Annotated in this window: 15 protein-coding genes; 7 read left to right on the forward strand and 8 right to left on the reverse strand. The window is 67.9% G+C overall.

From position 1 onward, the window contains the following. Nucleotides 1-144: 144 nt before the first annotated feature. Entirely contained in the window at nt 145-1,239 is a 1,095-nt protein-coding gene (locus tag K883_RS12295) for a CAF17-like 4Fe-4S cluster assembly/insertion protein YgfZ (protein ID WP_014710917.1), read from the reverse strand. Between the two features lie 142 nt (nt 1,240-1,381). On the opposite strand from K883_RS12295, the gene K883_RS12300 reads away from it, so the two are divergent. Further along, nucleotides 1,382-2,251: an aminodeoxychorismate lyase gene (locus K883_RS12300; protein WP_014710918.1), complete on the forward strand. Its 870-nt coding sequence runs from the start codon at nt 1,382-1,384 to the stop codon at nt 2,249-2,251. A gap of 255 nt (nt 2,252-2,506) precedes the next feature. Here K883_RS12300 and K883_RS12305 read toward each other — a convergent pair whose 3' ends face one another. From K883_RS12305 to lmeA, 6 genes are all read right to left on the reverse strand, one after another. Further along, entirely contained in the window at nt 2,507-3,193 is a 687-nt protein-coding gene (locus K883_RS12305; RefSeq protein WP_014710919.1) for a heme-binding beta-barrel domain-containing protein, read from the reverse strand. 146 nt (nt 3,194-3,339) lie between these two features. Then, nucleotides 3,340-3,642 (reverse strand): DUF1416 domain-containing protein, encoded by a 303-nt coding sequence (locus K883_RS12315; RefSeq protein ID WP_008263909.1) that lies wholly within the window; start codon nt 3,640-3,642, stop codon nt 3,340-3,342. A gap of 1 nt (nt 3,643) precedes the next feature. Beyond that, nucleotides 3,644-4,477, reverse strand: a complete 834-nt coding sequence (locus K883_RS12320; RefSeq protein WP_014710920.1) for a sulfurtransferase — start codon at nt 4,475-4,477, stop codon at nt 3,644-3,646. A 37-nt stretch (nt 4,478-4,514) separates the two neighbouring features. Continuing rightward, complete coding sequence (locus K883_RS12325; RefSeq protein ID WP_014710921.1) at nt 4,515-4,985, reverse strand: DUF4395 domain-containing protein; 471 nt, start codon at nt 4,983-4,985, stop codon at nt 4,515-4,517. A 224-nt stretch (nt 4,986-5,209) separates the two neighbouring features. After that, entirely contained in the window at nt 5,210-5,644 is a 435-nt protein-coding gene (locus K883_RS12330; protein ID WP_014710922.1) for a thioredoxin family protein, read from the reverse strand. 49 nt (nt 5,645-5,693) lie between these two features. Then, the gene (lmeA, locus tag K883_RS12335) at nt 5,694-6,506 is read right to left on the reverse strand and encodes a mannan chain length control protein LmeA (protein ID WP_014710923.1); all 813 of its coding nucleotides are present in this window, start codon (nt 6,504-6,506) and stop codon (nt 5,694-5,696) included. A 169-nt stretch (nt 6,507-6,675) separates the two neighbouring features. On the opposite strand from lmeA, the gene K883_RS12340 reads away from it, so the two are divergent. The 6 genes from K883_RS12340 to pstB all read left to right on the forward strand — a co-directional run bounded on the left by K883_RS12340 (nt 6,676) and on the right by pstB (nt 12,438). Next, on the forward strand, nt 6,676-7,464 hold the full coding sequence (locus tag K883_RS12340; protein ID WP_014710924.1) for a winged helix-turn-helix transcriptional regulator: 789 nt from the start codon (nt 6,676-6,678) through the stop codon (nt 7,462-7,464). Next, nucleotides 7,461-8,390 (forward strand): mycothiol synthase, encoded by a 930-nt coding sequence (mshD, locus tag K883_RS12345; protein ID WP_020821576.1) that lies wholly within the window; start codon nt 7,461-7,463, stop codon nt 8,388-8,390. The genes K883_RS12340 and mshD overlap by 4 nt, the downstream gene beginning before the upstream one ends. Nucleotides 8,391-8,554: 164 nt before the next feature. Next, nucleotides 8,555-9,679, forward strand: a complete 1,125-nt coding sequence (pstS, locus tag K883_RS12350; RefSeq protein ID WP_014710926.1) for a phosphate ABC transporter substrate-binding protein PstS — start codon at nt 8,555-8,557, stop codon at nt 9,677-9,679. 15 nt (nt 9,680-9,694) lie between these two features. After that, nucleotides 9,695-10,738 (forward strand): phosphate ABC transporter permease subunit PstC, encoded by a 1,044-nt coding sequence (gene pstC / locus K883_RS12355; protein ID WP_036454606.1) that lies wholly within the window; start codon nt 9,695-9,697, stop codon nt 10,736-10,738. Continuing rightward, nucleotides 10,735-11,649: a phosphate ABC transporter permease PstA gene (pstA, locus tag K883_RS12360; RefSeq protein WP_014710928.1), complete on the forward strand. Its 915-nt coding sequence runs from the start codon at nt 10,735-10,737 to the stop codon at nt 11,647-11,649. Before pstC ends, pstA begins: the two co-directional genes overlap by 4 nt. A 12-nt stretch (nt 11,650-11,661) precedes the next feature. After that, nucleotides 11,662-12,438 (forward strand): phosphate ABC transporter ATP-binding protein PstB, encoded by a 777-nt coding sequence (pstB, locus tag K883_RS12365; protein WP_008263919.1) that lies wholly within the window; start codon nt 11,662-11,664, stop codon nt 12,436-12,438. On the opposite strand, the gene phoU is transcribed toward pstB, so the two are convergent. Further along, a complete protein-coding gene (gene phoU / locus K883_RS12370) occupies nt 12,435-13,103 on the reverse strand; it encodes a phosphate signaling complex protein PhoU (RefSeq protein WP_008263921.1) in 669 nt (222 codons plus the stop codon). The two genes, pstB and phoU, sit on opposite strands and share 4 nt — an antisense overlap. Between the last annotated feature and the right edge of the window lie 28 nt (nt 13,104-13,131).

Consider the following 13,131-nt stretch of genomic DNA (forward strand, 5'->3'; position numbering starts at 1 on the left):
GGGAACCCCCTCGCGCAATAACGGAGCGGCCTAACGAGTAGGCGGCTCCGATCTCCTGGTGTCGTATTGTCCTGCCAACAGTTTACCGTGCCCCGCCAGTGGGCGTCGGTGCCCCCTGCTCGCTGTGGCGGACGTTACCGTTCATTATCCCGCACCGCCCCGCAACCGTTCAACGGCCAGTCGCCCGGCGCCGATGTGTTCGGTGGGAGGCAGGGAATCGACGTCGATCACGGCGGCGACCGCGGCCTCCGGACCGGTCGCCAATTCCGTCTCGGCGGGCAGCCCGCGCTTGAGCAGCGCCAGCGCGATCGGTCCGAGGTCGACGTGATCGACCACGGTGCCGAGGCGGCCGACGGTACGTCCGCCGGCCAGCACCGGCTCGCCCGTCGACGGCCGTTCCACCGAGCCGTCCAGGTGCAGCAACACCAGCATCCGGGGTGGCCTGCCCAGGTTGTGCACCCGCGCGACGGTCTCTTGCCCGCGGTAACAGCCTTTGTCCAGATGGACGGCGCCCTCGCGGGGGCCGCCGATCCAACCCACCTCGTGAGGAATCGTGCGTTCATCGGTGTCGACGCCGAGCCGTGGCCGCACTGCCGCGACCCGGTGGGCTTCGTAGGCCCACACGCCGCCGGGCCGCACTCCGGCCTGCGACAACCGGTTTCGCCAGTCACCGGCGTCGGCGCGCGGAACCACCAGGTCCAGTTCGACCGGGCCGGCAGGCGTGCCGGGCATCCGTCGCACGAACCCGCCGTCGAGGGGAACCGCGGACAGCTCGGCGGGCAGCGCGTCCACTCCGAGCGCGTCGAGGATCGTTTGGTCGGCCAACCGCGGGCCCAGCAACGAGAGCACGGCCAGATTGGCGTCGGTCGGGGTGACCTCGGACCAGAACACCATCTTGCGCAGGTATTCCAGCAGCGGCTCGGCGCGCCACGGTTCGGTGTCGAGGTAGGTGGTGCCCCCGAGCTCGGTCTGGATCCAGTGGTCCTCGACGCGGCCCTGACCGTCCAGGCTCAGATTCTGCGTGCTGCCGCCCTCGGGCAGGTTGCTGACGTGCTGCGTCGAAATGCTGTGCAACCACGTCTGGCGGTCGTTGCCGGTTAAGGTGAGCACACCGCGGTGGGAGCGGTCGATCACGATCGCGTCGGTTTCGGCCGCGCGTTGCTCGCCCAGCGGGTCACCGTAATGCCAGACGGCGCCGGCGTCGGGTCCGGAATCGGGTGCGGGGACGGGGTGGCTCACACGTCAACTCTACGGCCGTCGAGTGCGCGCCCAACGAGTGTGCAGCTCGCCGCACGTTCGTCGACGACTGTGCGGCCGGCTTCACATTCGGCCCGGGAGCGGTGAGCCGATAGGCTTCTCCACCATGGCTGGCCCGAACGGTGTGATCGTCACGCTGGACGGCGAAGTCCATTCGCCGGACGCGCCGCTGTTGCACGCCGACGACCTGGCGGCGGTGCGCGGCGACGGCGTCTTCGAGACGCTGTTGGTGCGCGACGGCCGGGCCTGTCTGATCGAATCGCATCTGCAGCGGCTGACCCAGTCGGCCGTGCTGACCGATCTGCCCGCCCCGGATCTGCCGCGCTGGCGTAGTGCGATCGAGGCGGCCACCCGGCAGTGGTGCGCGGGCACCGCGGACGAAGGCGCGATGCGGCTGATCTACAGCCGTGGCCGGGAGGACGGTTCGACGCCGACGGCCTACGTCATGGTCAACGGCGTTCCCGAACGCGTCACGGCGGTCCGACGCGACGGACTGGCGGCCATCACTCTCGATCGCGGCCTGCCCGCATCGGGCGTCGACGCGATGCCGTGGCTGCTGGCCGGCGCCAAGACGCTGTCCTACGCGGTGAACATGGCCGCCCTGCGTCACGCAGCCCGCCAGGATGCCGGTGACGTCATCTTCGTCAGCACGGACGGCTACATCCTGGAGGGCCCACGCTCGACCGTGGTGATCGCCACCGACTCCGATGCACCCGAGGGCATGCCGTGCCTGCTGACGCCCCCGCCGTGGTATCCGATTTTGCGCGGCACCACCCAGCAGGCCCTGTTTGAGGTCGCCCGGGCCAAGGGGTACGACTGCGATTACCGGGCGCTGCGTGTCGCGGATCTGGTTGCTGCGCAAGGTGTTTGGCTGATCTCGAGCATGACGTTGGCCGCCCGGGTGCATACCCTCAACGGATTGCCGCTGCCGCGGTCGCCGATGGCGGCGGACTTCGCCGAGTTGGTCGACGCCGCCATCGTCAGCGATCGCTGAGCGCTGAATCCTGTTGTCGCCTCTGGGATTCGCGGGTACGGTCGGCCGTACACAAGGAAGGAGGTGGTCCGAGAAATTGATAGCTTCATGGACATGTGAGGTGGCTGCGCGCTAGCTGCATCGGCTCTCGGAAGAGCCGGCGATACAGATGCGCTGGCGAATTCCCCGCAGTCACCCGGCCCCCGAGCTTCCGGTTTTGTCCGACCTGGAATACGGCTCGGGGGCCGCTCCATGCCGGCGGCCGCTACCGAGCTGCTAGCCGGCGAACCGGGACAACCGCGCCGAAAGATGCGGCACCAGGCCGCCGTCGGCGTCGACCCGCTCCTCGACATAGGCCAGATCGCCGCCCTCGACGATGCCGTAGAGCCGCTTGGCGCCGCCGACCAGCACGCCGGACCTGCTGCGGGCCAGCGCATCGGTCACCAGCTCCCACGACGACTGGGTGCGCGGGCGCCCGTAGAACAATTCGACATAGCCCGCCGAATGGGCCAACAGCAGCTCGATCGCCTGCGATTCGCTGGGGTCGTCGGGATCGTTGACGAAGCGCCAGAAACCGGTCTCACGCAGGTCGCGCTCCTGGTAATCGCCCGTCGCGCTCAGCCGCCAGGAGCGGGATTCCCAGTTGAGATAGTCGCCGCCGTCGTGCGAGACCACGATCTGCTGGCCGAACCGGTAGTCGCCGTCGTGGCCGCGGCCCTCGCCTTCGCCGCGCCACACGCCGACCAGCGGCAGCAACGCCAGCAGCGCGTCATTGAGATTCGCGCCCTCGCGCAGGTTGGCGGTGTCGGCGGGAAGGGGCAGGTCATCGAAGGACGGGATGTTGCGGCCGGCGGTCACCTTGGCGCGCTCAGCGGCGGCGGCCACCGCCCGGTCGCCGGAACTAGCCGCACTCAACGGTTCCTCCCCATCGCTGCGCTCTGGATCGTCGCCGGCGCGCGTCACGACTCGTCAGTGATGAGCCGATAGAGGGTGTAGAGGGCGAACCATGAAATCACCACGACCGCCACAACCAGCATGATCTCGAAGAACAGCACCACGGGGACAAGTCTATTCGCCCCGTCGCGGCACAGTCGCGGGCAGCTGGCCGATCAGGCGATCTTGACGTCGACCTCGTGGATGCCGGCGCCCGACGGCGTCACGACGGCGTTCCCGTTGCCGGCCGCCGACAGCGCGCGCAGCGTCCAGGATCCGGGAGCGGCGAAGAACCGGAAGTCACCGGTGGCCGAGGCCACCACCTCGGCGGTGAACTCGTCCGACGAGTCCAGCAAGCGGACGAACGCGCCACCCACTGCCTGGCCATCGCCGTCCACGACGCGGCCGGTGATCACCGTTTCCTTTTCCAGGTCGACGCTGGCGGGCAACGTCAGTCCTTGCTTCGGTGCAGAGCACATATCAGCTTCCCAACTCGATCGGGGCTCCCACCAGGGAGCCGTATTCCGTCCAACTGCCGTCGTAGTTCTTGACATTCCTGTGCCCGAGCAATTCGTAGAGAACGAACCAGGTGTGCGACGACCGCTCGCCGATGCGGCAGTAGGCGATCGTTTCTTTGTCGCCGTCCAGGCCGGCCGCGGCGTACAGCTCGGCCAGCTCCTCGTCGGACTTGAAGGTGCCGTCCTCGTTGGCGGCCTTGCTCCAGGGCACGTTGATGGCGCCCGGGATGTGGCCGGGCCGCTGGCTTTGCTCCTGCGGCAGATGCGCGGGCGCGAGGATCTTGCCGGAAAACTCGTCGGGGGAGCGCACGTCGACCAGGTTCTTGACGTTGATGGCCGCGATGACGTCGTCGCGGAACGCCCGGATGCTGTTGTCCGGTGCGGCCGCCGTGTACGACGTCGCGGGCCTGCTGACGGCATCGCTGGACAGTGCGCGGCCGTCGAGCTCCCACTTCTTGCGGCCGCCGTCGAGCAGCTTGACCGTCTCGTGGCCGTACAGCTTGAAGTACCAGTACGCGTACGCGGCGAACCAGTTGTTGTTGCCGCCGTAGAGGATCACGGTGTCGTCATTGGAGATGCCCCGCTCGCTGAGCAGTTTCGAGAACTGCTGGGCGTCGACGAAGTCGCGCTTGACCGGGTCCTGCAAATCGGAGCGCCAGTCCAGCTTGATCGCGCCGGGGATGTGACCGGCGTCGTAAGCGCTGGTGTCCTCGTCGACTTCGACAAAGACGACGCCGGAGGCGTCGAGATTGCTCTCAGCCCAGTCGGTCGAGACCAGGACGTCGGAGCGTGCCATGGAGTGGGTCCTTTCGATCACTTTTGGTTACAGCAGGTCAGGTGGGGCGCGCGCCGCCTCGCAAGCGGGCCACCAGTGGGTAGAGCTGGCAGCCCAGGCAGATTCCGAAGGCCGCGTTGAGGGACGCGGCCGCCAGGGCGGCCGCGGTGGCGATGACGCCGACCAGGACGGCACCGGCGGCGAAACCGGCCGTACCCAGCACGGCGAAGATCAGGCCGACGAGTTGGGCGAACTTCAGCGGCGCGGCGGGTTCGCGGTCCTGCACCGGGTCCAGCCGGGGCGCGACGACGGCGGCGAATATCCGGCCGTAGGGGTGCTGGCGGGGCCCGGCGACGGCGCCGATGGCGAAGATGACGGCCTGGATGGCAAGGATCGCCGCCGCGGCGGCTGGGCTGACCGCCGACACGACCAGCGTCAGGATCAAGACCCCGGTGGTCACCCACGCGGCAAATCGTGGTCCACGCACGTCGACGAGGTCGGGCTGCGTGGCGGTGTTGCTGCTCGGCAAGGTGTTACTCCTCGAATACCCCTGTTGCTGACGGAAACGACGATGGGAGAGGTGCCACGGTCGGGATCCGGGCCCGCTCCGAGTGCTACGCGAAGGCGCGGCTACTCAGCAGCAACAGCAACAACAACAGCCCGCGGTGCGGCACAGCGCAACTGCGCGGCGCTTGGTGAGCATGGGCTCGAGGCGGGCTAACACGTCGGTCAGCTTACCCAATGACACCGTGGTCAAGCCAACAGCGGTTTCAGGGCGGACCGCAGGTCGGCGGCGCTGGGCACTCCCGAGGTCCGGTAGCGCTGCCGCCCGTCGATGTCGAAGATCAACGTGGTGGGCAGGGACAGCACCGAATAACGGCGTGCGGTCTCGGGATTGGCGTCCAGGTCGACCTCGACGTGGGCTATCGGAGATCCCGGGTCGCCCAGGTCGTCGCAGACCTGGGTGACGACCCGGCGCACCCGGTCGCACGGCCCGCACCACGGGGCGCTGAAATGCACGACGGTCGGGCCGCCGCGGGAAAGTCCCAGGGCTGCGACGTCGGCGGCGGGGTCGCGATCCGGCCCGGGATCGATTGCCCGGATGCTGCCGGAGCGGCGTGTCAACAGCCAGCCGAGCAGCGTCGCGACGGCGAGCGCGGCGACGGTCACCACGATCACCGTCATCATGCGCGCCACCCCTGGCCATCGCCGCGTTCGGCGGCATCGTCAGCGTGCGTCATGACCGTTTAAACCCATCGAGGGACACCGTTACTCCATAGGTGATGCCCTCGATGATGACGTCGGAGCCGCGCGCGCCCTCGGTGGTGGGCGCGACGCCGAAGGGAAGCCGCTGATCGGGAAGCCTGCCCGCAAAGGCGTGCAGCACCGCGTCGTGCTTGTCGGCGGGGACGATCTGGTCGGCGGTGTCCGGCCCGGTCAGCACTCCGGTGGGGGTGAAGACCAACGTCGCCGGGTCATCGGGGGCAATGGACAGGTCGACCGAGACGCTGACGCGGTGATCGAAGCCGGAGGATTTGGGCGTGCCGGTGAACACCAGCCCATGGCTGTCGGAGATGCCCGACGCGGTGACGCCGCCGGTCGAGGTGTTGGTTTCCTTGGGCGGGGCCTCGACCATCAGGTCGCTGATGCCCAGGTAGCGGCCCAGGTGGGTCGAGTCGATGATGATGCGGCTTTCCAGCTTGTGCACGGCGAGCTTCGCGTCGGGCGTGATCAGCCACGCCGCATGCGCGAGATCCACCGAGTACATCGTGGCCTCGAGGGTGGCTTTGCCGGTCATTGCGTGTTCGACGGCGTTGGCCTTGATCTCCACCTGGTCGTAGTTGCCGCGCATGGCCTGCGGAATGAAGGGAAACGCCACGATGGCCACGAACGGGTCGCTGCCCAGGTTGGCCGCCTTGCGCACGCTGGCCGACAGCCGGTATTCGGCATAGATGCTGGTGCCGTAGTCGACTCCGATCGCGCCGAGGGCGACCACGGCCAGCAGGATCGCGGTCGCGGTCACGGCAATCAGCACCTTGCGCACCCGCATATTGTGGCGTAACCCCCGGCGGGGCCGGATCGCCCGTGGCGGGGCTCACAGTGGCTCGTCCGCCACGCGAAAAAACCAGGTAACACGTTATCGTTAGATGACCTGGTAACTAACGCGTGATGGCGTTGTGAATTTGGGAGATGCCGTTCCCCCGAGCTGGAGGGACTAGTTGGAGCTTTTACTGCTGACCTCGGAGCTGCATCCCGATCCGGTCCTGCCCTCGTTGTCGCTGCTTCCGCATCCCGTGCGGACGGCGCCGCCGGAACCAGCTTCGCTGCTCGAGGCCGGGACGGCGGACGCCGTGATCGTGGATGCGCGCACCGATTTGTCGTCCGCGCGTGGGCTGTGCCGCCTGCTGAGCACCGCCGGCCGGTCGGTTCCCGTGTTGGCGGTGGTGAGCGAAGGCGGGCTGGTGGCCATCAGCGCGGACTGGGGTCTGGACGAGATCCTGCTGCCCACCACCGGGCCGGCCGAGATCGACGCGAGGCTGCGGCTGGTGGTCGGCCGCCGCGGCGGGCTCGCGGACCAGGAAAGCGCCGGCAAGGTGAGCCTGGGCGAGTTGGTGATCGACGAAGGCACCTACACCGCCCGGCTGCGTGGCCGCCCGCTCGATCTCACCTACAAGGAATTCGAGTTGCTCAAGTACCTGGCTCAGCACGCCGGGCGGGTATTCACGCGGGCGCAGCTGCTGCATGAGGTGTGGGGGTACGACTTCTTCGGCGGCACCCGCACCGTCGATGTGCACGTGCGTCGGCTGCGGGCCAAACTCGGTTCCGAGCACGAGGCGTTGATCGGCACGGTCCGCAACGTGGGTTACAAGGCGGTCCGCCCGGCCCGCGGCCGCACTCCGGCGGCCGACTCGTCCGACCCCGACGGCACGGATGGCGGCGAATCCAATGCGGAATCCGACTCCGAGGATGTCAAAGATCCGTTGGTCGATCCCTTGCACACTCAGTGATCCCGCCCGACTGGCGCCGGACGCTGACCGACGACGAACAGCGGGGCGTGCGCGAACTTGTCGGTGCTGCAACGGAATTCGATGGGGTGGCGCCCGTCGGCGAGCAGGTACTGCGCGAACTCGGACACGACCGCACCGAGCACCTGCGGATCACCTCGGACGACGCCGGCGCAATCATCGGTTATCTCAATCTCAGCCCGGCCCGCGAGGGCGAGACGGCCATGGCCGAACTCGTCGTGCACCCACGGGCGCGTCGGCGCGGGATCGGGGCCGCGCTGATTCGCGCGGCGTTGGCCAAAACGGGTGCGAGCAACCGGTTTTGGGCGCACGGCACGCTCGAGCCCGCCCGCGCGACCGCGTCCGCGCTAGGCCTGGCGCCCGTGCGGGAACTGATGCAGATGCGACGCTCGCTGCGCGATCTCCCCGACACCGCGCCGTCGGTGCCCGGGGTGCAGATCCGCACCTATGCGGGCACGGCCGACGACGCCGAGCTGCTGCGCGTCAACAACGCCGCGTTTGCCTACCACCCCGAGCAGGGCGGCTGGACCGACGTCGAACTGGCGGAGCGGCGCGACGAACCGTGGTTCGACCCGGCCGGCTTATTTCTGGCGTTCGATGACTCCGCCGGCGATCAGGGCGGCAGGCTGCTGGGTTTTCACTGGACGAAGGTGCACCTCGATCGGCCCGGTTTGGGGGAGGTGTACGTCGTGGGCGTCGATCCGTCGGCCCAGGGCCGCGGACTGGGCCAGGCGTTGACCGCCGTCGGCATCGAATGGTTGGCCCGCCGCCTGGCCGACGCCGCCGATCCCACCGTCATGCTCTACGTCGAGTCGGACAACGTCGCCGCCGTGCGCACCTACCAGCGCTTGGGGTTCACCACCTACAGCGTCGACACCGCATACGCGGTCACACCCGCGGCCAACTGACCGCGGGTACGCGGGGCATCGAGCCGGATCGTTAACCTGGTCCTTGCTACCGAGGCGTTGCTGCGCGCCGGGGCGGCACATACTTTCGCCGCGACGGGCAACCTGGCAGGGGATGACCAGCGGCGCCCACATGCGTCTTGAACGGTGTCATGAAAGCGAGATCGGTGAAGCTCGACAGGCAGGGCAGGGCGGCGGCCGCGGTAGTGCTGGCGACGGCACTCGGCGTCGCGGCGCTGACCGCCTGCGGCAGCGACGAGAACCGTCCCGGAGCCGCGGCGCCCAGCGTCACCGCCCCCGCGGGCACCGCGGGGTGTGGCGGCAAGAACAACCTGACGGCGGAAGGCTCGACCGCGCAAGCGAACGCCATCACCGTCTTCAACCAGGTGTGGGGCCAGTACTGCCCGGGCAAGGGTCTGGCCTACAACCCGACCGGGTCGGGCGCCGGTCGCGAGCAGTTCATCGCCGGGCACGTGGACTTCGCGGGGGCCGACTCTCCGTTGGTCGCCGAACAGATCGGACCGGCCGCCAGCCGGTGCGGCGGGAACCCGGCGTGGGACCTGCCCCTGGTGTTCGGCCCGATCGCGCTCGCCTACAACCTGCCGGGGAATCCGGCCCTGGTGGTCAGCAGTGACGCGGTGGCCAAAATTTTCACCGGCAAGATCACCACGTGGAACGACCCCATCCTGGTCGGGCTCAACCCGGGTGTGGCCCTGCCCGACACCAGGATCACGCCGATCTACCGGTCCGACTCGTCGGGAACCACCGACAACGTACAGAAGTATCTGACCGCCGCCGCCCCGCAGAGCTGGGCCAAAGGGGTCGGTACGGAATTCCAGGGCGGCGTCGGCGAGGGCGCGGCGAAGTCGTCCGGGGTCATCCAGGCCGTCCAGACCATTCCGGGCGCCATCGGATACGTCCAGAAGGGCTTCGCCGACCAGGCGCGCATGTCCTACGCCAAAATCGCCACCCGCGGCGGGGTGGTCCCGCTCACCAACGACACGGCCGGAAACGCCATCAAGGCGGCCAAATTCCTCGGCGAGGGAAACGACCTGTTGCTCGACCTCAACGCCATGTACGGCTCGCAGGAGCCGGGCGTCTATCCGCTGGTGCTCGTCACCTACGAGATCGTCTGCTCCAAGGGCTACGACGCCGAGACCGCCGGGGCAATCAAATCGTTCCTCTCCATCGCCGCCACCAGCGGGCAGGCCGAACTTTCCTCGGCCGGTTACATTCCGCTGCCCGATAAGGTCAAGGAACGACTGGTCGCCGCGATCGATGCGCTGCAGTGACCAGGTGAGATCGCAGTGACGGAGTTTTCGGGGCCAAACCCAATAGACTCAGGCGCGGGCGCGGTCCTCGCCACGTCGATTCCCGAGTCGCCGACGACACCCACCAGCCCGTGGGGCGAGGCCAGACCGCATGTGGGAGACCGGATATTCCGGCGGCTCGCGCAGACCTCGGGCGTGCTGATCATCGTCGTGATCGCCGCGATCGCCGTCTTCCTGCTCGGGCGCGCGGCACCGGCGTTGCAGCGCAACCGCGAGAACTTCTTCAGCTACGGCGGTAACTGGGTCACCACCGACCCATCGGCGATGCACTTCGGGATCGCCAGCCTGCTGCCGGTGACCGTGTTCGTGTCGCTGTTCGCGTTGACCTTGGCCATGCCCGTCGCGCTGGGCGTCGCCCTCTTCATCACCCAGTACGCGCCACGGCGGGTGGCGACGCCGCTGGCCTACGCGGTCGATCTGCTGGCCGCGGTTCCCTCGATCATCTACGGCGCCTGGGGTCTATACGTGTTGGCGCCACAACTGCGGCCCATCGCCACCTGGCTCAACCGCTCCATGGGCTGGTGCTTTCTGTTCGCCGACGGCAACGCGTCGGCCGCCGGCGGCGGCACCATCTTCACCGGCGGCATCGTCTTGGCGGTGATGATCCTGCCCATCGTCACCGCCGTCACCCGCGAGGTCTTCGTCCAGACACCGCAGGACCAGATCGAAGCCGCGCTGGCGCTGGGCGCCACCCGATGGGAAGTGGTCAAGACCGTCACGCTGCCGTTCGGGCGGTCCGGCTACATCAGCGGCGGGATGCTGGGGCTGGGGCGCGCGCTGGGCGAAACGGTCGCGCTGCTGATCATCTTGCGGGGCACCCAGTCGGCGTTCGGCTGGTCGCTGTTCGACGGCGGCTCCACCTTCGCCACCAAGATCGCGGGCGCCGCGGCCGAGTTCGACGACCGGTTCAAGTCGGGCGCCTACATCGCCGCGGGCCTCACACTCTTCGCGCTCACCTTCCTCGTCGACGCCCTGGCCCGGGGCGCCGTCGCCGGGGCGGGCCGAAAGGGCGCGCGATGACGTCGATGCTGGACCGCCCGCTCAAGTCGCGGACGTTCTCACCGCTGTCCCGGCGTCGCCGTACCGCGAATCGTGTTGCGACCGTACTGGTTTCACTGGCATTGCTGGTGGCCGTGGCGCCGCTGGTGATGGTGCTGTGGTCGGTGACCGCCAAAGGAGTCAGGGCGATCACGTCGACCGTTTGGTGGTCGCACTCGCAAGCCGGGATGACGGCCTTCGTGACCGGCGGCGGCGCCTACCACGCGCTGGTCGGCACCGTGCTGCAGGGATTGGTGTGCGCCGGCATCTCCATTCCGATCGGTCTGATGGTCGCGATCTATCTGGTCGAATACGGCGGCGGCACCGCGCTGGGCCGGTTGGCCTCGTTCATGGTGGACATCCTGAGCGGGGTGCCCTCGATCGTGGCGGCGTTGTTCGTCTACGCGTTGTGTGTGGCCACGCTGGGCCTGCCCCGCTCGGAGTTCGCGGTATCGCTGGCGCTGGTGTTGCTGATGCTGCCGGTGATCGTGCGGGCGACCGAGGAAATGCTGCGGGTGGTTCCGGTGGATCTGCGCGAGGCCAGCTACGCCCTGGGCATCACCAAGTGGAAGACCATCGTCCGGGTGGTCATTCCCACCGGGCTTTCCGGCATCGTCACCGGGATCTTGCTGGCGATGGCACGGGTGATGGGGGAGACGGCGCCGCTGTTGATCCTCGTCGGCTATGCGCAATCGATGAACTTCAACATCTTCAGCGACTTCATGGGGACGCTGCCAGGCATGATGTACAACCAGACGTCGGTCGGCGCGGGCCTCAACCCCATCCCCACGGATCGGTTGTGGGGTGCCGCGTTAACCCTCATCCTGGTGATCGCCGCGATCAATATCGTGGCTCGAGTGATAGCGAAATTCCTTGGCGCCAGAAAGTCATAGGCAGGAGCAGTAGTGGCCAAACGGTTGGACCTCAAGGGCGTCAACATCTACTACGGGTCGTTTCACGCCGTCGCGGAGGTGACGCTGACGGTGTTGCCGCGCAGCGTCACCGCGTTCATCGGCCCGTCGGGGTGCGGCAAGACGACGGTCCTGCGCACCCTCAACCGCATGCATGAGGTGGTGCCCGGCGGGCGCGTCGAGGGCAGCGTGCTGCTCGACGACGAGGACATCTACGGCGCCGGTGTCGACCCGGTCGGTGTGCGCCGGGCCATCGGGATGGTGTTCCAGCGTCCGAACCCGTTCCCCGCCATGTCAATTCGCGACAACGTGGTGGCCGGCCTCAAGCTGCAAGGGGTGCGCAATCGCAAGGTGCTCGATGAGACGGCCGAATACTCGCTGCGCGGCGCGAACCTGTGGGACGAGGTCAAGGATCGGTTGGACCGGCCCGGTGGCGGTCTGTCCGGCGGGCAGCAGCAGCGGCTGTGCATCGCCAGGGCCATCGCCGTGCAGCCCGACGTGCTGCTCATGGACGAGCCGTGCTCGGCGCTGGACCCGATCTCGACGATGGCCATCGAGGAGCTGATCAGCGAACTGAAGCAGGACTACACGATCGTCATCGTCACCCACAACATGCAGCAGGCGGCCCGGGTCAGCGACTACACCGCGTTTTTCAACCTGGAAGCCGTCGGGAAACCGGGGCGGCTGATCGAGGTCGACGACACCGAGAAGATCTTTTCCAACCCGAATCAAAAGGCGACCGAGGACTACATCTCGGGCCGTTTCGGCTAGCTGGACGGCGGTTTCGCCTCTTCCTCGGGCAGTCTGCCGGTCGCCTGGAAAATGACGCGCCTGGCCACCTCGACGGCGTGGTCGGCGAAACGCTCGTAGAAGCGGCCCAGCAACGTCACGTCGACGGCCGCCGCCACGCCGTGCTTCCATTCCCGGTCCATCAGCACCGAGAACAGGTGCCGGTGCAGATCGTCCATCGCGTCGTCTTCTTCACGGATCCGGGCCGCCTTCTCCGGGTCGCGCGACAACACCACCTCTTGGGCGCTGTTTCCCAATTCGACTGCGATGCTGCCCATTTCGGCGAAGTAGCCGTTGACCTCTTCGGGCAGGGCGTGCTGGGGATGCCGCCGTCGGGCGATCTTGGCGACGTGCAACGCCAGCGCACCCATGCGGTCGATGTCCGCCACCATCTGAATGGCGCTCACGATCGAGCGCAGATCACCGGCCACCGGCGCCTGCAATGCCAGCAGCACAAAGGCGCTTTCCTCGGCGCGTGCGCTCATCGCGGCGATCGCTTCGTGGTCGGAGATCACTTGTTCGGCCAGCACCAAGTCGGCCTGCAGCAGGGCTTGGGTGGCCCGCTCCATGGCGATTCCTGCCAAGCCGCACATCTCGCCGAGCCGCTCGGATAACTCCGAGAGTTGCTCGTGGTAGGCGGTTCGCATGTCGTCAAGGATACGTTCCCCGCGTCCC

It is taken from the genome of Mycobacterium sp. TKK-01-0059, assembly GCF_000709305.1.
Lineage (GTDB): Bacteria > Actinomycetota > Actinomycetes > Mycobacteriales > Mycobacteriaceae > Mycobacterium > Mycobacterium intracellulare.

Excerpts from the sequence above, each read along its gene's own strand:
- K883_RS12315 (WP_008263909.1), bottom strand. The coding sequence starts at position 3,642 with ATGTGCTCTGCACCGAAGCAAGGACTGACGTTGCCCGCCAGCGTCGAC.
- K883_RS12320 (WP_014710920.1), bottom strand. The coding sequence starts at position 4,477 with ATGGCACGCTCCGACGTCCTGGTCTCGACCGACTGGGCTGAGAGCAAT.
- K883_RS12330 (WP_014710922.1), bottom strand. The coding sequence starts at position 5,644 with ATGATGACGGTGATCGTGGTGACCGTCGCCGCGCTCGCCGTCGCGACG.
- lmeA (WP_014710923.1), bottom strand. The coding sequence starts at position 6,506 with ATGCGGGTGCGCAAGGTGCTGATTGCCGTGACCGCGACCGCGATCCTG.
- pstA (WP_014710928.1), top strand. The coding sequence starts at position 10,735 with ATGACGTCGATGCTGGACCGCCCGCTCAAGTCGCGGACGTTCTCACCG.
- phoU (WP_008263921.1), bottom strand. The coding sequence starts at position 13,103 with ATGCGAACCGCCTACCACGAGCAACTCTCGGAGTTATCCGAGCGGCTC.